We start from the raw sequence: 18,007 nt of genomic DNA, 5'->3' as shown, positions 1-18,007 counted from the left end.
AACCGCTAAAATTTGTACCTTATAGGAAAAAAGGCTGTTCCAAAATATGGACAGCCTTTTTTCTACTTCTTTACTTTTCTGATTCTCCCCCTGATTTCGCCCTTCTTATTAGACTTCGTATAAACATTTACATATACATTCGCCTGAATGATTTCTTGAAGTAAGCTATCAAACGCTCTCCCCTGTAAAGGCCCTTCAAAATCCTCCACATTGACTACACCGGTCACGACTCCTTCATTTACACTAATACCTTGCTTTATTGGACCAAACAAATTTAAAACCACTGGACCAATTTGATCCGCTTTTCCTAAATGAATTTGGCATGATGTAACTTTTTCGATGTTTTTCAATATGATCCGATATTGTAATTTCTTTAAATCATCACTAAATATAAACTCTGTTACACCATAAGCTTCTGTATTTACAGGAGGTAGTTCCCTCTTCCCTGTTAACCTCGCAAAGAAATGTGTTGTCATACAGGCATTCTCCTTATATAAATTTCCCAGCACTACTTCTACTACTTTATGGTTTATACATAATCATTTATGACTTTTTCAAGTTTTAATTACGAAGAAAAGATTCACACAATCTTTACATTAGAATCGTTCCTTTTTCTTTACTCTCTCTTGTATAATGCACGTAGGAAAGCATTATAGGAGGTAGTTTTGAAAAATAACAAATATACTTTTCACACATTATTAGAGATTTTTCTCGTCTCATTTAAATTAGGACTTACTTCATTTGGTGGTCCTGTCGCCCATCTTGGCTATTTCCACCACGAATACATACAAAAAAGAAAATGGATGGATGAACGAAGCTATGGAGATTTAGTAGCACTATGCCAATTCCTTCCTGGTCCTGCTAGCAGTCAAGTCGGTATGGGGGTTGGATTATTAAGAGGTGGATTATTAGGAGCTATTATTTCATGGATTGGATTCACTTTACCATCTGTGCTTGTTTTAGTTTTCTTCGCCTCATTCCTTAATCAATTCGCCCTTGGAAGTGCTGGCTGGATTCATGGACTAAAACTTGTAGCAGTCGCCATTGTTGCTCATGCCATATGGGGAATGGCGCAAAAATTAACGCCAGACCGAAATCGTGCGACGATTGCTATTGTAACTGCCGCAATCGCCTTATTATGGCCAAGTAGCTGGACACAAGTCATTCTCATTATAGTATCTGGCTTTATCGGCTGGTTTTTATATCGCAACCAACCAATTAGTCAATCTCAACATATAAAAGTACCTATTTCAAAAACGATAGCAGTTTCTTGTCTCATCTTATTCTTCGGACTATTACTGTTGCTACCAATATTAAGACCGTTCTCATATTACATCGCTTTATTTGATAGTTTCTATCGCTCTGGCGCACTTGTATTTGGAGGCGGACACGTCGTGCTACCCCTTCTTGAAGGTGAGTTCGTACAAAACGGAATGATGACGAAAGAACAGTTCCTAACTGGATACGGATTAACACAAGCCGTACCAGGTCCACTATTTACATTCGCTTCTTATATAGGAGCTGTGTTAAACGGGACGCTTGGGGCAATACTCGCAACAATTGCGATCTTTCTTCCTGCTTTCTTGCTCGTTATTGGTGTTTTACCATTTTGGGACAGTGTGAAAAAAATATCTTACATACAAGGCGCACTACTTGGAATCAATGCAGCTGTTGTCGGTATTTTATTAGCAGCTTTTTATGATCCTATTTGGACGAGCACAATTATGAACGCTGTAGATTTTGTTTTTGCATCTCTTCTATTTTGCTTGCTCGCTTTTTGGAAAACACCACCTTGGGTTATCGTTATACTCGGAGCCTTTGGCGGATATATTCTATCCATTTTGTAAATAAAAAAACGACGGCATTATGTAGCCGTCGTTTTTCTATTAAAACTTCACAAGTTCTATTCCTTCAGGCAACTCGCTCTCTGTTAAAATACGCAATTCTTTCACGCGATCCATTACGTAAGAAGAACGCTTCACAAGCTCTGGATCAATATAGGCTGGATGAACCATAATTTCTACCGTTTGTTCACCTTGTACTCTTTCTTTTAACTTCACAAAGTAATCTTCCGTCACACCATCCGCGTAAAAGTCACTGTAAAACACGTCAGAAAACGGGCGTACTGCTCGCTCTTCCTCACAACGACGAATTGGAACATTATATGTAGCCGCTAATCTCTCAAGAACATCGTGCAAGATCGGTAATCCATGCACGTGATGATGACTATCTAAATGAGTTGGTTTTAATCCGTAAGATAGGAATTTCTCAATTTGAGCAGTCCATTCTCTCTCAACTTCTTCTGCATTTAGCTTCCCTTCCCATACGACGCTTTGTTTATGAAACAATCCATCGCTATTTACAAGTGATGGTACGTCTCCAAGAAGAGGTTTCCCTGCCGTTAATACGAGATGTACGCCTACTCCGAGTAGGTTATATTCTTTTGCTAAGCGTACCGCATGCTCTGTTCCTGGCATATTCATCATCATCGTCGTTGAATTTACAAGTCCATTTATATGTCCATCAATAATGCCGTAATTTGTACCTTCTGTAAGACCAAAATCATCTGCGTTTACAATTAACTTAATCATCGTAATACCTCCTAATAGAATAAAAAAAGCGGGCTAAATAGCGCCGCTTTATTTCTCTACCTTTTTGAAGAACTGCGGAAGATATTCTTTATGTGCTTCCAACATTTCATCTAAAATTTGTTTTGCAACTTTATCTGATGGTACAAGTGGATTAATTGTCATAGCAAGCAGCGCTTTATGATAATCTCCTGTAACAGCAGCTTCAATTGTTGTGCGCTCAAATGATTTAATTTGTTGTACTAAACCGCGAACTGGTACGGGAAGATCTCCGACCGCAATTGGTTTTGGACCTTCTTTCGTAATAATACAGTTCACTTCAACAGCAGAGTCATGTGGTAAGCTTGCAATTGTTCCGTTGTTTCGTGTATTAACAGGCTGGATATCACCTTTATTATTGTAAATAGACGTAATTAAGCTACATGCTGCGTCACTATAATAAGCGCCGCCACGTTTTTCTAATTGTGGTGGTTTAATATCTAAGTTCGGGTCTTTATATAACTCGAATAAATCATCTTCTAATTGTTTTACTACTTCTGCACGTGTACCTTTTTCAACCGAAGCTTCTTTCTCTTCTTCTAACATTTCACGTGTTTTGTAGTAATAACGATGGTATGGACATGGAATTGCACGAAGACCGCGAATAAAGTCTGGCTCCCAGTTAAGTGCTGCAATATTTTCCATCGTAATTTGCTTTTCTGGATCTGTTACAAGCTCTAACACACGATCCATTACACTTACGCCATCTAAATATACGTCTAGTCCGTATACCATATGATTTAAACCTGCAAAATCAACGTGTACACGACTTGCATCTACTTCAAGTAATCTTGCAAGACCCATGCGGATTCCGATTGGAACGTTACATAGACCAACTACTCTTTGAATATTTGTATAACGAAGGACAGCTTCTGTTACCATACCAGCTGGGTTCGCGAAGTTAATTAACCATGCATTCGGACAAAGCTCCTCCATATCCTTACAAATATCCAAAATAACAGGAATCGTTCTCAGCGCTTTGAATAAACCACCAGGACCATTCGTTTCCTGACCAATTACATCATATTTTAATGGGATTGCTTCATCTTTTGCACGAGCTTCTAATAAACCTACGCGAAGCTGCGTTGTTACGAAGTCAGCATCTTTTAATGCTTCACGACGATCAAGTGTTAAATGTACCTCGATTGGTAAACCAGATTTTTTCACCATACGTTTCGCTAAGTTACCAACAATTTCTAACTTTTCTTTTCCTGCCTCAATATCTACTAACCAAATTTCACGAACAGGAAGCTCATCATAACGTTTAATAAACCCTTCAATTAACTCTGGTGTATAACTAGATCCACCGCCGATTGTAGCAATTTTAATTCCAGTCATGCTTTATTCCCCTTTCGCTTCTAACTTTTTATAAAGATCAATAAATTCTGCTGCTAATTCTTTTACTGTAATCGCATTCATTAAATGATCCTGTGCATGAATTAAAAGAACACTAATCTCTGTTTTTTCTCCTCTTGCTTCTGATTGTATGAGCTCTGTTTGGAAATGATGCGCTTCATTAATCGCTTCTTTCGCCTTTACCATCGCTTCATCAGCCTCTGCCATTTTCCCCTGTTTGGCAAATTGAAGTGCCTCCATCGCAAAGCTTCGTGCATTACCACTATTTAAAATTAATTGGAATGGAATTTGTTCTGCTGTAGTCATCATAATTACCGCCCTCTCTATTATGGTTCAACCGATTTGAATACCCCTTCAGTTTGAACATTTCTATTAAATTATTATTTTATTAATGATAGTTTGGTGTTCTTGTAGATGGGTCTCATCTTTCTGAACATGATATAAAGGTGATTGTTCTCACAGATAATGTTATCTGTGAGAACAATTACTATGTTACATAGGTACAGAGTTGTTATTTCCTTGTGCTGCTGCTTTTTCAGTACGAACAACAGAACGGTCAGATAATACAACGAATGGATAGTAGATTACCATCGCAATTACAAAGTTGAATAACTGTAGAATTGCACCTGAAAGATGTCCACCTGTTACAAGATAACCACTAATAATTGGTGGTGTTGCCCATGGAATCATCACAACTGTTTTTGGTACCCAACCAATAGATATAGCTGTATAAGAAGTAATTACTAATACAATTGGTGTTATGATAAACGGTAAGAATAAAATTGGATTTAAAATAATTGGTGTACCAAAGATTACTGGTTCGTTAATATTGAATGCACCTGGTCCAATTGATAAGCGAGATACACCGCGTAATTGTGCACTTTTTGCTACAATTAATACGACCACTAAGAACGCTAATGTTGCACCAGAACCACCAAGATATACGAAAGTATCAAAGAATGGTTTTGTAATAATGTTTGGAACATCAAATGCAGATGTACCACCTTGGAATAACTTCATATTTTTCTCTAATGCCGGTAAGTATAATGGCTCAATAATACCACCAACGATATTTGGCCCATGTAAACCGAAGAACCAAAGAAGATGAACAAGGAGTACAATGACAATTGCACTTGGTAATGTCCCTGCTAAACTTTGCAGTGGTGATTGAATCGTATTAAAGATAAATTCATGAACACTTGTACCAGCTAATTTCACTGCTAATTGAATACCTGCAACTACTGTTAAGATAACAAATGCTGGAACTATAGCTGCGAAAGATCTTAAAACTGCTGGCGGTACTCCATCAGGCATTTTAAAAGTAATGTTTCTTTGTACAAAGAAACGGAATACTTCAGTAACAAGGAGTGCCACGATAATTGCTACGAATAGCCCTTGTGCCCCTGTCCAAGCTAAGTTCAATCCGCCTTCTTTCGGTGTTGTTGGCGTAAGAATAATTAACGCACCAAATGAAATAATACCTGCTGACAAACCATCAACGCCGTAAGATTTTGCTAAGTTATAACTTGTTGTAAATGCTATGATTAGTGCTAGAATTGCGAAAGAACCAGTCCACATTCCACCGCCAACTTGTTTCCACGTTTCACCAAACAAACCTTTCATGAACTCTTGGAAAGCTTCAGACGGAAAACCATTAATTAGTGATGCCAGTGCACCGACTAAAATAAGTGGCATAACTGCAATAAATCCATCACGGATCGCAGCTAAGTGACGTTGCGATCCGATTTTACCAGCGACAGGAACAATATATTTCTCCATGAATGCAATAAACTTTTGCATTTCGCTTCCCCCCTAATTATTTTTTAAGTGTTAACGCGTGATCTAAAACTGCTTCTCCATTCATCATGCCGTAGTGCATTGGATTGATAACGTCGATTCCAACGTTTCTCTCATCAGCAAGCGTTTTCATTGAAGAAAGCATATAACGAACTTGTGGTCCTAGTAATAATACATCTGCTTGATCGATATTCGTTTTTACTGCATCCCCAGATACAGCCCAAATCTTTCCTTCTAGACCGCGAGCTTTTGCAGCCGCTTCCATTTTTGTAACTAGTAAACTTGTAGACATCCCTGCTGAGCAACATAATAAAATATTCATTTGAAAATCCCCCTTGTGTAGTATAAAAAATTTATGTTTATTTATTTTTCTTTACGCTATTTATTAATGCAATTAGCGTGCCAACTTTTTAAAACCACTAAAATCAGCACTTTTTCGACTGTTTTCTTTGTGTGTTAACGCTTTCAATTAGTGTGTCATCCAAAAAACACACAGTGTGTTATAAAACAACACGCTTTTAACACATAACTGTATGAAAATAGATTAGTGTTTAGTTGTCTAGTTGTATTTAAAATAAAAAAACACTAAAAAATTTTTTTAGCGTGAAAATCTAGTAAAAAAATAAGCCTCTCTTGAACACATTCTTCTATCTATTGTCCAAGCCAACTCTACTAAATTACATAGAATAGAATAAAATAACACAATTCGAAAGGGGATTCCTATGCCAAAACATAGAAAGCAGAACAAAATAAAGATTTATAGAATAACAAGCTATAAAAAAGACAAGCGTTCTGAATTAGACTCTGACAAATTTGAACTAGAACAACAGGAAATAGAAAATAAGCAGGATAAACAAGACAAGCAAAACAAACAAGACAAACAGGACAAACAGGACAAACAGGACAAGCAAGATAAACAAGACAATCAGGACAAACAAAATAAACAAGATAAACAGGACAAACAAGAACAATTGGAACCTATAATAGAAACAAGTTCACACAACTTAGATGTATGGGATGCAATTTCTCTACAACAGATACAAAATGGCGAGCATACAAGTTTATTTGCAGAACAAAGTAATTATCAAAATATTACTTTGCTACAAGTAAGCGATGTCCGTTTATATTTAGACAAGCAACTACAATTCAGTTCCGTTGACGAACAAATTTATCATGAAGCCCTTGTGCATCCGATTATGTCAAAAGTAATTGATCCAAAACGTGTTCTCATATTAGGTGGTGGCGATGGCCTTGCCTTACGAGAAGTTTTGAAATATGAAACTGTGCTACATGTAGACCTTGTTGACTTAGATGGATCGATGATTGATATGGCTCGTAATGTTCCTGAATTAGTTTCTTTGAACAAAAGCGCATTTTTTGATAATCGTGTGAATGCACACGTATGCGATGCAAAGGAATTTCTGAATTCTCCTTCCTCTTTATACGATGTAATCATTATTGATTTTCCAGACCCAGCGACAGAGTTGTTAAGTACTTTATATACAAGTGAACTTTTCGCTCGTATCGCTACGTTCTTAACAGAAGATGGCGCGTTCGTCTGTCAATCTAATTCACCTGCTGATGCACCCCTTGTATATTGGAGTATCGGTAACACAATTGAACATGCTGGATTAACTGTGAAAAGTTATCATACAATCGTTCCTTCTTTCGGAACTGACTGGGGATTTCATATTGCGGCTAATTCTAACTATGTACTCGATCAAATTGAGCAATTATATGTAGTACCAACTCCTCGAACATTACCTTCTCTTCTTTTTCCTTTATTTCAATTTAAAGAAGAACATCTTGAACAGCGCAATCTTGCCCTTTTAAATTCAGAATCAAACCTTATCCTACATCAGTGTTATAAAAAAGAAATGGAGTTTTAACGATATTATAGTGAGGAGTGCTACCTTATGGAATATTCTACTTTCGGTAAGCATATAATAGTAGATTTATGGGGAGTGGACTTTTCCCTATTAGATGATGTTCACTTTTTAGAATATCATTTAGTTACCGCTGCTGATCGCTCTGGTGCACATGTTTTAAACGTAAGTACAAAAGAATTCGATCCGCATGGCGTTACTGTTTTAGTTTTACTATCCGAAAGCCACCTTTCTATTCACACTTATCCAGAAAAAAACTTTGCAGCCATTGACTGTTATACGTGCGGTACGACCGTTGAACCGCAAATAGCGATTGATTATATCGTAAGTATATTAAAACCAAATGAGATTCATATAAAAAAACTAATCCGTGGTATAGGAGAGATTGTTACTACCAATTAAATATTACTCTAGCTCATTTGTAAAAAGGAGGGGTGTAAATACCATCAGTGGAACGAACATTCCACTGATGGTACAGACACATACATAAAAAAACCTTGCATACGCAAGGTTCATTCAGCTACTGACATCTTCCTATATAATTCTACAAATTCACTTGCTAATTCCTTCACCGTAATCGCATTCATTAAATGATCTTGCGCGTGTACCATCAGAAGGGTAACTTCGGTCTTTTCACCACCAGCTTCTTTCTGTATGAGATCCGTTTGTACACGGTGCGCCTCTTTTAATTCCTCTAACGCTTCTTGTAATTTAGCTTCTGCTTCTGTAAACTCTCCACGCTTCGCGCAATCAATTGCTTCCATTGAACAACTTCTCGCATTTCCTCCATGCAAGATTAAATGAAAAGCTTTCGTCTCTATCGTATCCATTTTAGTTCTTTACTCCCCCTTTTCTTCCGCTACTTTTTGTTTATCCCATATTTTTAAGAACGGTAAATAAATGAAGAATGCAAGCGCAAAATTAACAAGTTGTAAAACAACACCTGAAAGTTTTCCACCCGATCCTAAATATCCACTAAATAGAATAGGTGTCGTCCAAGGTACAGCCGCTCCACTCGGACGAGCAACTAATCCCCATTCCATTGCAAAGTAAGAAACAATTGTTAACACAACTGGAACCAATATAAATGGAATTAGTAAAATTGGGTTCATTACAATCGGCATACCAAAAGTTACCATCTCATTAATATTAAATATACCAGGTGCAATTGACAATCTCCCTAAACTTTTTAATTGCTGACTTCTCGCAAACAATAACATTCCGACAACTAAAGCAAGTGTTGCACCAGAGCCGCCCATATAAATCCATAAATCAAAAAACTGTGCAGTAATCGTATTTGGTACATCTTGCCCTGCTTGGAAAGCAACTCGGTTTTGATCCATTAACGATAACCAAACGGGACTCATTACACCACCAACAATAGTAGCACCATGAATTCCACAAGACCACAGGACATGAACGAGAATAACCGCTATTATTGCGCCCCAAAGACTAGCACCAAGTACACTAAGTGGTTCCTGTAAAATTTGCCCCACAATATTATGGATGCTACCAAAAGAAGTATTTTCTATAATTAAACGTAAAATCCAAATAACCGTTACAACAATAAATCCTGGAACAAGTGCGGCAAATGAACGTGTCACAGCTGGCGGAACTGTCTCTGGCATCTTTATAATTATCTTTTTTTGTACAATAAACCGATAAAGTTCAGTAGATATAAGTGCAATAATCATTGCTACAAATAACCCTTGGCTTCCCATTAGTGCAGCTGGGATAGCACCTTCTACAAGTACACTCTCTTTTGTACTTGGTATAATATATGCAACTTGAAATGGCGTCGCAAGTAAAAATGTCACAAGCGACAATGCCCCAGATGCTAAAGCATCCACTTTATAATATTCTCCAAGTCTGTAAGCGATTCCAAAAACAGCTATTAAAGCCATTATATTAAAAGTTGCACTAACTGGATACCCTAAAGCCCTCTGCCAATTCTCTCCAAACAAACCTGCCATAAAATCATTATACCCTGGTATTGGTAAAGCACTAATAATAAGGAAAAATGATCCAATAATTAAGAACGGCATCGTCAAAATAATCCCATCACGAATTGCTTGCAAATGCCTCTGTTCTGCAACCTTCCCCGCTACTGGCATTACATATTTCTCTAAAAACTGTATCATCTATCCCACTCTCCTCATGGTTTCATGGACAAAGCTGCTTGTAAGATAGCCTCTCCATTACAAAGTCCGTAATGGACGGATTGAATGACATCAACAGGTATACCCTTCTCCTTGCATAATTCTTTCATTTTCGGTAATAAATAACGTACTTGCGGTCCAAGCAAAAGTACATCAGCTTCATCTATGTGACTATTTACTTCAGAACCTGATACAGCCCAAATCTTTACCTCTATCCCTTTTGCCTCTGCTGCTTTCTCCATCTTTGTAACAATCAAACTGGAAGACATTCCCGCTGCACAGCAAAGTAAAATATTCATCTCGCTCCCCTCCCCCTTTTTCCAAACCTAAGTTACGGTGCATCCTTTGCCACCACTAGGTTACAAATATATATGTCTAGATTTCCTGCTGTATGCCGAGCTTAAAAACAAAAATTTCTCGGTTTTCACGCTATTCCATCTATCGGTATTTTCCTAGTAAAGAGGGCTCTAACTCGCTATAATAATTCAGTATGATTTTTTTAATTGATAGGAGGATATATTTATGAAGGCATATCGCTTTCCGCTTATTTTATTATCTTCTATCCTAATTGGTGGTTTCATTGGTTATTTCATGGGTGCCGATGCCGTTGCTTTAAAGCCGCTTGGTGACATTTTCTTAAACTTAATGTTTACGATTGTTGTACCTTTAGTGTTCTTTAGCATCGCGTCATCTATTGCTAATATGGATGGATTAAAACGTTTCGGTAGAATTATGTCTAGTATGGCTGGAACTTTCTTATTTACAAGTATTTTAGCTGCTATTTTTATGATTATTGTCGTGAAAGTATTCCCGCCAGCACAAGGTGTTGTATTAGAACTAACGCAGCCCGATAAAGCTGAAAAAGCTGTTAGTGTTGCGGATCAAATTGTTGGTATTATAACAGTATCTGATTTCTCGAAGTTACTATCTCGTGAAAATATGTTAGCTCTTATTTTCTTCTCTATTTTAATGGGGGTTGCAACTTCAGCAGTTGGTGAAAAAGGAAAGCCATTCGCTACATTCTTACAAGCTGGTGCAGAAATTTCAATGAAAGTTGTATCTTTCATTATGTACTACGCTCCAATCGGACTTGCTGCTTATTTCGCAGCATTAGTTGGTGAATTCGGACCACAACTTCTTGGAACTTACTTCCGAGCAGCAATGGTATACTATCCAGCGTCTCTAATTTACTTCTTTGTATTCTTCACGTTCTATGCATACCTTGCGGGTCGCAAACAAGGTGTACAAATTTTTTGGAAGAACATGGTGTCTCCTACAGTTACATCACTAGCAACTTGTAGTAGTGCTGCTAGTATTCCAGCGAACTTGGAAGCAACGAAGAAAATGGGTATCTCTTCTGACGTTCGTGAAACAGTTGTCCTTCTTGGATCTACACTTCATAAAGACGGATCTGTTTTAGGTGGCGTATTAAAAATTGCTTTCTTATTCGGTATTTTCAACATGGAATTCGAAGGACCGAAAACATTAGCAATTGCACTTGTTGTTTCTCTATTAGTAGGAACAGTAATGGGCGCTATTCCAGGTGGTGGTATGATTGGTGAAATGTTAATCGTTTCTTTATATGGCTTCCCGCCAGAAGCATTGCCAATTATCGCAGCAATTAGTACAATCATTGATCCTCCTGCAACGATGTTAAACGTAACAGCAGATAACGCTTGTGCCGTAATGACAGCTCGCCTTGTAGAAGGTAAGAACTGGATCAAAAACAAATTTGCTTAATAAATAGAAAGAGGATGCTCATTTTGGAGCATCCTCTTTTTGTCGTTATTTGTTAATAAGTCGATATCCTTTGTCGACACGTCGGTATATCCGAAAAATCGTTGATATCTCCTCTTGCCACAAATTTGTTAAAATCTTCACAAATATTCCACATCCATTATCCTTACTCCGTACTATAATCATGTATGGAAAAGGAGATGGACATAATGACTCAAAGCGCACCAGAATTTAAAGTTTTGCAAAGCATTGCATTCCTTGCTGTTGTTTTGCAAAGTTCCTTATTATATACAATGAATCAAGGAAATGTTTTACTTGAGCAATCCCTCATTATGGGGATGCTATTCAACCTTGCAAAATTTTCAGCACCTGCATTCATATTTATCGTTGGCTTTCATTTAATTCGGCAATATACAAAGCAACTAGCCTACACAGAATATATTTATGAAAAAGCCGCACATTTACTCATTCCTTATTTCTTCTGGTCTATTCTTTACTTATTAACAACAAACGATATGATTACACTACAAAGCGGAATCAAAAGTTTATTACTCGGAACAGCCGCACCCCATCTTTGGTACGTGATTATGATGTTCCAAATTCACTTATTGTTCCCTTTGCTGTGCACACTATTTTATTGGTTTCAAAAACGAACAGAAAATAAAAAAGACATATATAAATATATGACCATCTCTGCTTGTCTATATTTTCTCTTAATGTGGTATTCTTCTCACTACATTTTTAATGGAGAGAAATTGACTAGCTCAACCATTTTACATTATACAGATCGTTCCTTCTTCTTCTACTCATTCTATTTCGTCATGGGAGGAATCGCTGCTGTCGCACTAAAAACTTGGCGTTTATTTGTCATGAAACATATCCCGCTTATCACAATATTATTTTTCATCTTATTTTTATTCATCAATTATGAGTTATTTAGTTTTTACGGAGCAAACTCTATTCATTTAACCGTTTCGACTTATTTAAAACCGTCTATGTTTTTATATATCGTATGCGAAATTATCATACTTTACGTGTTATCTATTACAATCGTACAGCGACGCGGTTTCTTATATAAAGCTTTACGATTTATCGGGAATTACACATATGGTGCTTATTTAGCTCACTTTTTCTTCCTGCAACTATGTACAAAATTTCTTTCTTTATTCACACTGCAAGAAAACACAGTATTATATAGCCTATTATTATTTACAATAACGGCCACAATCTCAATTTCAGCAATGGTCATTTGCAGTACACTACCACTTCATACGTGGATTACAGGCCCTTCTCCTACGACGAATGTGAAATGGGCGAAGATTGTACTTCGGAAAAATCACGAAAAAGTATTCAAACCATATCTTTGATATAATAGAATTCCATACAAGAAAAGAAAGTAGGACACACCTATGATTAATCAAATTGGACAAATTATGTTATATGTAAATAATCAAGATGAAGCAGTACAATTTTGGACTGAGACAGTAGGATTCCAAATTATTGCGGAAGAAAATAACGGACAAGGGTTTCGCTGGATTGAAATTGCGCCAGCAAAAGAAGCAGGAACAAGCATCGTCCTTCACGATAAAGCGTTAATTGCGAAGATGCAACCTGAATTAAACTTAGGTACTCCTTCACTTATGTTCTTCGCTAATAACTTGGATCAACTGTATAAAGATCTTTCTGAGAAAAACGTTACAGTTGGACAAGTTGTAGATTTACCTACTGGTAGAGCATTTAACTTTGCTGATCATGAAAACAATTACTTTGCGGTAATGGAACGCAAATAAAAAAGAAGCTATCCGAAAAAAAAACGGATAGCTTCTTTCAATTTAAGAAACTTGTTCTGCATTCGTTTCTCTATGCTGTATATGACTCGTAATCCAAGCAATTCCCCCCGCAACAACGAGATAGCATAACAATATTAAAATTTGCATTTGTAATTGCGACCAATCCCCTAAAGAGATCACATCTTGCAATCCTCTAAGAGAATGGGACATTGGAAGAAACTGTCCGATTTTGCTAAGAACAGCTATATTTAATTCTCCTGGGAAAGTCCCCCCGCTCGTCGCTAATTGCAGGACAAGTAGCGTTACTGCTAAGAACTTTCCAACAAGACCAAACACCGTTACTAGCATAAGAATAAATGTCATGAACGTAAAGGAAATAACGATACTTGATAAAACAAAGAGTGGCACACTTGCAACTTCTAATTTCATAACTCCTAGCACAACCACATCCACTAGTAATGCTTGAATAAGTCCAATTACATATACTAATCCTAGTTTATTAATAAAGTGTACCGTTCCGCTTACTTTCATATTTTGTCTACGACCAAGCGGTAAAATATTCGATGCCATAATTCCGCCAACATAAAATGCAAGGGATAAGAAATATGGCGCAATACCTGAACCGTAGTTAGGTACGTCAGAAACTGTTGACTTTACTAATTGAACTGGCTCTGAGAACATCGTATTGCGTGCATCATCATTGCGAACATCCGCTATCTTCTCTGCTCCATCTCCCAATTTCGTAGAAAGTTCTTTCGCACCATCGTCAAGTTTAACAAGTCCGTTCGTTAACTTCCCAGCACCATGATTCAGCTCTGTTCCGCCACTCGCAAGGTGATTTACACCTTCTTGTAATGATTTAAATCCATTTTCCCATTTCGTAAATCCATTAGCTAAATTCGCAGCACCATCTGCAATCTTTTTCGTTCCAGTAGTAGCCTCATTTAACTTAACTCCAAATGTATTCATGCCTTCTTCAATCTTATGCTGACCATTCGCAAGCTTCTTCGCGCCTTGCGTCAATTTTTGTTGGCTATTATTTAAAGAGTTTGTTGCTTTAGCTAATCCATTAGAAGTAGCAATAATCTTTTGAAAGGCAGGATCTTGTTGCACTTCTGGATGACTTTCCACGTACTCTTCTAATTGTTGCTTTACACTATTTGCTGCATTGTCCGCTTTCACTTGTCCTTCAGCAAGTTTCTCACTTCCGTTCACCCATTCGTTTGTACCAGTACTTAATTCACTAATCCCTGATTGTAAAGTTTTTTCACCTTGCGTCAATAACTCCATCCCACTATGAAGTGAGATCGCTCCTTGACTTAGCTCATTTGCTCCACCAGTTAAGGTTGATTGGCTAGCAGCAAGTTTTTCACTTCCCTCTTTCACTTTTGATGTCCCGTCACTTAAACGATGAATACCATCTGCAAGCTGATTGGCCCCATTTCTTGCAGATATCGTTCCTTCATGTAACTTCTCAGCGCCATTACTTGCATCACTCAACCCTTGCGCTAAGTCTTGAAACTTTGAAAAGACACCTTCTGTATAAGATTTCGTAATACTATTTGAAATTTTTGTTTTCATATTTTCAACAGCTGTCGTTCCAATTTGCGCTGCTACAAAGTTTTTACCTGGATTTACTTTGTACTGAAGCTGCGCTGGCTCTGGTTTCTCATCCATAAGTGTACTTACCTTTTTAGAGAAATCCTCTGGAATCGTAACAACCATATAATACTTATCTTCTTTTAGCCCTTCATCAGCATTTTTTTCTGATACGAAATGAAAAGCTAGTTCCTTATTCTCTTTTAAACTTTTTACAAAATCGTCTCCTGCATGAATTGTTTTATCATCCATCGCAGCACCCTTATCTAAATTTACAATCGCAACAGGTAATTTATCTAATCTTCCATATGGATCCCAATATCCAGCTAAAAAGAATCCTGAATAAATTAAAGGAACGATTAATAAAAAAATTAAAGCGATACGTCCATGTTTATGGTGCCACATCGCTTTCCAATCTTTAAATATAAGTTGAATTCCATTCATGAAACATACTCCTTCTCCTAATTTAACACCATTACAATGGTTTAACAGATTTACTATACACGCCCATTTTCATACTGTATAATACATCTTTAATTATCAATTCATTCCTTTTGGTCTATAGAAAGGAGAGTCAAAATGGAACTTCTTCAACTAAAATACTTTCAGACAGTCGCACGATTAGAACATATGACAAAAGCGGCTGAAGAATTGCATATCGCACAACCTTCGCTCAGCAAAACAATCGCTAGATTAGAAAAGGACTTAGGCGTCTCGCTATTTGATCGCCAAGGTCGACAGATTACATTAAACTCTTTTGGGAAAGTATTTTTAAAACGAGTAGAGCGCATTTTTCATGAATTAAGTGAAGGTGAACGAGAAATTAAAGATTTAGCTGAATTACAACAAAGCTCTATTACACTGGCAGTTTCTATTCCGAGAATATTACCAGAACTAATCGGTTCTTTTTTACTAGAATATCCTAACGTTCGATTCCAGCAGTTTCTCGCATCTACTCCTTCTATGAAACGACAACTAGATAATATAGAAATTGACTTTTGCATTTCTTCTGTGCCAATTGAAGGCGAAGGAATTATGTGGGAACCACTTATTACAGAAGAAATTTTCTTAGTCGTCCCTTCAGGTCATCGTTTATCAGGACGCGACAGTATCCATCTGCATGAAGTAAAAGACGAACCATTTATTAGTATGAACACTGGTTACGGATTTCGGCACTTAACGGATGAATTTTGTAAGGAAGCTGGCTTCACTCCACATATCGCTTTTGAAGTAGATGAACCAACCGTAATTAGCGACCTTATTAAGCAAGGCCTCGGCATCGCCTTTGTTCCAAGTTTAACTTTATTAAAAAACTCTACTTTAGCATTAAATAAGTTGCGTATTATTGAACCCGTTTGTAAGCGAACGATTGGCTTAAGCTGGTCAAAAAAACGTTACTTATCGAAAACCGCTCAGCAATTCCGTGAATTCGTGATTGATTACTTCTCCAATATTAGGACGTAAAATTATATCAACAAATAAAAGATGCCATCCCCATAGGGTGGCACCTTTTATTGTTCACTCTTCTCTAATTCCATTTCCGCTAAAAGTGGTAGTACATTATCAAAAATATGCGTATTGTTATTTTCGCCTGTTACGTATCCACCGTAATATCTACTAAATACGTTGTCATTTCGGAATGTGGCCATATGATCATATAATTCCTTTGCAAACTTTGTATCACCTGTGTGTAGTACGTACAAAATCGTTAGTCCGTAAGCGGCTGGCGATTCATAGTTCACAGTTTGTTTTCCCGTTTCTAAATTGTAACGACCGTATAGCTTGCCGTCCTCCTGGAATTTCTTCTTTATAAATTCCAAATAAGCATCTGATGAAAGACCACCTAAACTCCGGTGATATGCAACGTATGATTGGTCGATTAGATTCACTTCTTTATCGTACGTAAATGTACCATCTTCTTTATACTCTTTCGGGAATGCCCAGCCATGCCTTGGATAATCCGCTAAAAATTGAACGACTTCCTGATATTGCTGTGCAGAAACTTTGCCGTACTTCTTCATATAGGAGAATGCGTGCGGATTTAAGTATGATGTCGTTGCAAAATTATTTTGTTTCCCTGCATCTGCATCATAATAATCAACGTAATAATTATCTTTCTTATTATAACGAATTACAGCGTCACTCAATTGATCTGCCAAGTTTTTATAACGCTCTTCCTTATACATTTCATAAGCACGATATAATTGCTCTATAATACGAAGATCATCTATAAGTGCATTGGTAGCCGACTGTATTTCTCCCTTTTCAGAGATTTTCCATACAACGATTTGATCCTTATGTACAAAGTTATTTTGAATAACCTTAACTTGTTCATCGAATAACGCTTGATCGTCTTTATCGAGTGTATATTGTAGCCATAGTCCTGCTGATTCCGATAAAGCTTCATGGCCTTTCGCTTCACCCGTACCTGCCTTTGTATCCCCTAAACGATATGTAGCAATTGTCCCATTTTCATTCACCATATGTCTCAAAATAAAATGTTCTGTACGGTTTCCTTGTATAGCTGACCAAAATACAATGCCACCTAAAGCGATTAAGAGAATAACTCCAATCCCTATATATAAACGTTTCCGCAATCTATTCACCTCCCTAATAAGGCTAGCCTTAATTTTACCAGAACATACGTAAAATTAAAAAAGACAATCTATTAGATTGTCTCCCTTCCTCTATCTCTCACAAGCCTCGTTAGAAGGTCTATATAGCGATTCCACAAGTCGATCATATTCACGACGCGTAATCTCTTTATTATACAGCTTCAATAATAAATCTCTATGCTCTTTTGAAAATGCCATCTTTTTAATGACTTCAGGATACATAAAACATCCTCTCCATTTCACATAAACTTCTTCACCCTGGAAAAATAGAACTTACGTTCGCATAAAAGATTATAAAATATTCCTTACTAAAAAACAAACAAAATATTATTAAACATTAACTTCTTTCTATTTAGAATATTCAAACATTATATTACCATATCCACTTTTTAAATACATATATATTTTTGGTAGTTATTTTGAATAAATCTTCCAATTCAA

At 37.0% G+C, this 18,007-nt stretch carries 19 protein-coding genes; 7 read left to right on the top strand and 12 right to left on the bottom strand.

Annotated features, from left to right (window positions below; all coding sequences use genetic code 11):
• Positions 1-62 precede the first annotated feature (62 nt).
• Positions 63-476, bottom strand: coding sequence for an exosporium regulatory protein ExsM (gene exsM / locus QCI46_RS01460; RefSeq protein ID WP_048542536.1), 414 nt, complete (start codon positions 474-476; stop codon positions 63-65).
• A gap of 189 nt (positions 477-665) precedes the next feature.
• Here exsM and QCI46_RS01455 point away from each other — a divergent pair, with 189 nt between their 5' ends.
• Positions 666-1,847, top strand: a complete 1,182-nt coding sequence (locus tag QCI46_RS01455) for a chromate transporter (protein WP_353839448.1) — start codon at positions 666-668, stop codon at positions 1,845-1,847.
• Positions 1,848-1,886: 39 nt separating this feature from the next.
• On the opposite strand, the gene chbG is transcribed toward QCI46_RS01455, so the two are convergent.
• The 5 genes from chbG to QCI46_RS01430 form a co-directional block, all read right to left on the bottom strand.
• Complete coding sequence (gene chbG / locus QCI46_RS01450) at positions 1,887-2,591, bottom strand: chitin disaccharide deacetylase (RefSeq protein ID WP_088064809.1); 705 nt, start codon at positions 2,589-2,591, stop codon at positions 1,887-1,889.
• A gap of 48 nt (positions 2,592-2,639) precedes the next feature.
• Positions 2,640-3,965 (bottom strand): 6-phospho-beta-glucosidase, encoded by a 1,326-nt coding sequence (celF, locus tag QCI46_RS01445; protein WP_000145757.1) that lies wholly within the window; start codon positions 3,963-3,965, stop codon positions 2,640-2,642.
• A 3-nt stretch (positions 3,966-3,968) separates the two neighbouring features.
• On the bottom strand, positions 3,969-4,292 hold the full coding sequence (locus QCI46_RS01440; protein WP_000989050.1) for a PTS lactose/cellobiose transporter subunit IIA: 324 nt from the start codon (positions 4,290-4,292) through the stop codon (positions 3,969-3,971).
• Between the two features lie 183 nt (positions 4,293-4,475).
• Positions 4,476-5,783: a PTS cellobiose transporter subunit IIC gene (celB, locus tag QCI46_RS01435; RefSeq protein ID WP_353839447.1), complete on the bottom strand. Its 1,308-nt coding sequence runs from the start codon at positions 5,781-5,783 to the stop codon at positions 4,476-4,478.
• A 16-nt stretch (positions 5,784-5,799) separates the two neighbouring features.
• Positions 5,800-6,102 carry a PTS sugar transporter subunit IIB gene (locus QCI46_RS01430; RefSeq protein WP_001023569.1) on the bottom strand — a complete coding sequence of 101 codons (303 nt, stop codon included), beginning with the start codon at positions 6,100-6,102 and terminating at the stop codon, positions 5,800-5,802.
• Positions 6,103-6,502: 400 nt separating this feature from the next.
• Between QCI46_RS01430 and QCI46_RS01425 the strand changes: the two genes are divergently transcribed.
• Both QCI46_RS01425 and speD read left to right on the top strand, forming a co-directional pair.
• Complete coding sequence (locus QCI46_RS01425) at positions 6,503-7,669, top strand: polyamine aminopropyltransferase (protein WP_353839446.1); 1,167 nt, start codon at positions 6,503-6,505, stop codon at positions 7,667-7,669.
• 27 nt (positions 7,670-7,696) lie between these two features.
• The gene (gene speD / locus QCI46_RS01420) at positions 7,697-8,068 is read left to right on the top strand and encodes an adenosylmethionine decarboxylase (RefSeq protein WP_087983960.1); all 372 of its coding nucleotides are present in this window, start codon (positions 7,697-7,699) and stop codon (positions 8,066-8,068) included.
• A 110-nt stretch (positions 8,069-8,178) separates the two neighbouring features.
• Here the strand turns inward: speD and QCI46_RS01415 are convergent, their stop codons facing one another.
• The 3 genes from QCI46_RS01415 to QCI46_RS01405 are packed head-to-tail and all read right to left on the bottom strand — an operon-like array spanning position 8,179 to position 10,124.
• Positions 8,179-8,496, bottom strand: coding sequence for a PTS sugar transporter subunit IIA (locus tag QCI46_RS01415; RefSeq protein WP_016085555.1), 318 nt, complete (start codon positions 8,494-8,496; stop codon positions 8,179-8,181).
• A gap of 9 nt (positions 8,497-8,505) precedes the next feature.
• Positions 8,506-9,807: a PTS cellobiose transporter subunit IIC gene (celB, locus tag QCI46_RS01410; RefSeq protein ID WP_087983961.1), complete on the bottom strand. Its 1,302-nt coding sequence runs from the start codon at positions 9,805-9,807 to the stop codon at positions 8,506-8,508.
• Between the two features lie 14 nt (positions 9,808-9,821).
• Positions 9,822-10,124, bottom strand: coding sequence for a PTS sugar transporter subunit IIB (locus QCI46_RS01405; RefSeq protein ID WP_087983962.1), 303 nt, complete (start codon positions 10,122-10,124; stop codon positions 9,822-9,824).
• Between the two features lie 223 nt (positions 10,125-10,347).
• On the opposite strand from QCI46_RS01405, the gene QCI46_RS01400 reads away from it, so the two are divergent.
• The 3 genes from QCI46_RS01400 to QCI46_RS01390 all read left to right on the top strand — a co-directional run bounded on the left by QCI46_RS01400 (position 10,348) and on the right by QCI46_RS01390 (position 13,352).
• Positions 10,348-11,565 (top strand): dicarboxylate/amino acid:cation symporter, encoded by a 1,218-nt coding sequence (locus tag QCI46_RS01400; protein WP_087983963.1) that lies wholly within the window; start codon positions 10,348-10,350, stop codon positions 11,563-11,565.
• Positions 11,566-11,771: 206 nt separating this feature from the next.
• Complete coding sequence (locus tag QCI46_RS01395; protein WP_353839445.1) at positions 11,772-12,929, top strand: acyltransferase; 1,158 nt, start codon at positions 11,772-11,774, stop codon at positions 12,927-12,929.
• A 42-nt stretch (positions 12,930-12,971) separates the two neighbouring features.
• Positions 12,972-13,352, top strand: coding sequence for a VOC family protein (locus QCI46_RS01390; protein WP_098557029.1), 381 nt, complete (start codon positions 12,972-12,974; stop codon positions 13,350-13,352).
• 42 nt (positions 13,353-13,394) lie between these two features.
• Here QCI46_RS01390 and QCI46_RS01385 read toward each other — a convergent pair whose 3' ends face one another.
• The gene (locus QCI46_RS01385; RefSeq protein ID WP_353839444.1) at positions 13,395-15,395 is read right to left on the bottom strand and encodes a YhgE/Pip family protein; all 2,001 of its coding nucleotides are present in this window, start codon (positions 15,393-15,395) and stop codon (positions 13,395-13,397) included.
• A gap of 135 nt (positions 15,396-15,530) precedes the next feature.
• On the opposite strand from QCI46_RS01385, the gene QCI46_RS01380 reads away from it, so the two are divergent.
• On the top strand, positions 15,531-16,415 hold the full coding sequence (locus QCI46_RS01380; protein ID WP_353839443.1) for a LysR family transcriptional regulator: 885 nt from the start codon (positions 15,531-15,533) through the stop codon (positions 16,413-16,415).
• A gap of 47 nt (positions 16,416-16,462) precedes the next feature.
• On the opposite strand, the gene QCI46_RS01375 is transcribed toward QCI46_RS01380, so the two are convergent.
• Together QCI46_RS01375 and QCI46_RS01370 are read right to left on the bottom strand one after the other, a co-directional pair.
• On the bottom strand, positions 16,463-17,548 hold the full coding sequence (locus QCI46_RS01375) for a transcriptional regulator (RefSeq protein WP_353839442.1): 1,086 nt from the start codon (positions 17,546-17,548) through the stop codon (positions 16,463-16,465).
• A gap of 90 nt (positions 17,549-17,638) precedes the next feature.
• Positions 17,639-17,788: a hypothetical protein gene (locus QCI46_RS01370; RefSeq protein WP_327959604.1), complete on the bottom strand. Its 150-nt coding sequence runs from the start codon at positions 17,786-17,788 to the stop codon at positions 17,639-17,641.
• Positions 17,789-18,007 lie beyond the last annotated feature (219 nt).

The organism is Bacillus cereus group sp. RP32 (assembly GCF_040459735.1).
GTDB classification, from domain to species: Bacteria; Bacillota; Bacilli; order Bacillales; family Bacillaceae_G; genus Bacillus_A; species Bacillus_A wiedmannii.
Note: the sequence above shows the minus strand (reverse complement) of the source record. Positions and strands in the feature narration are given on the sequence as shown.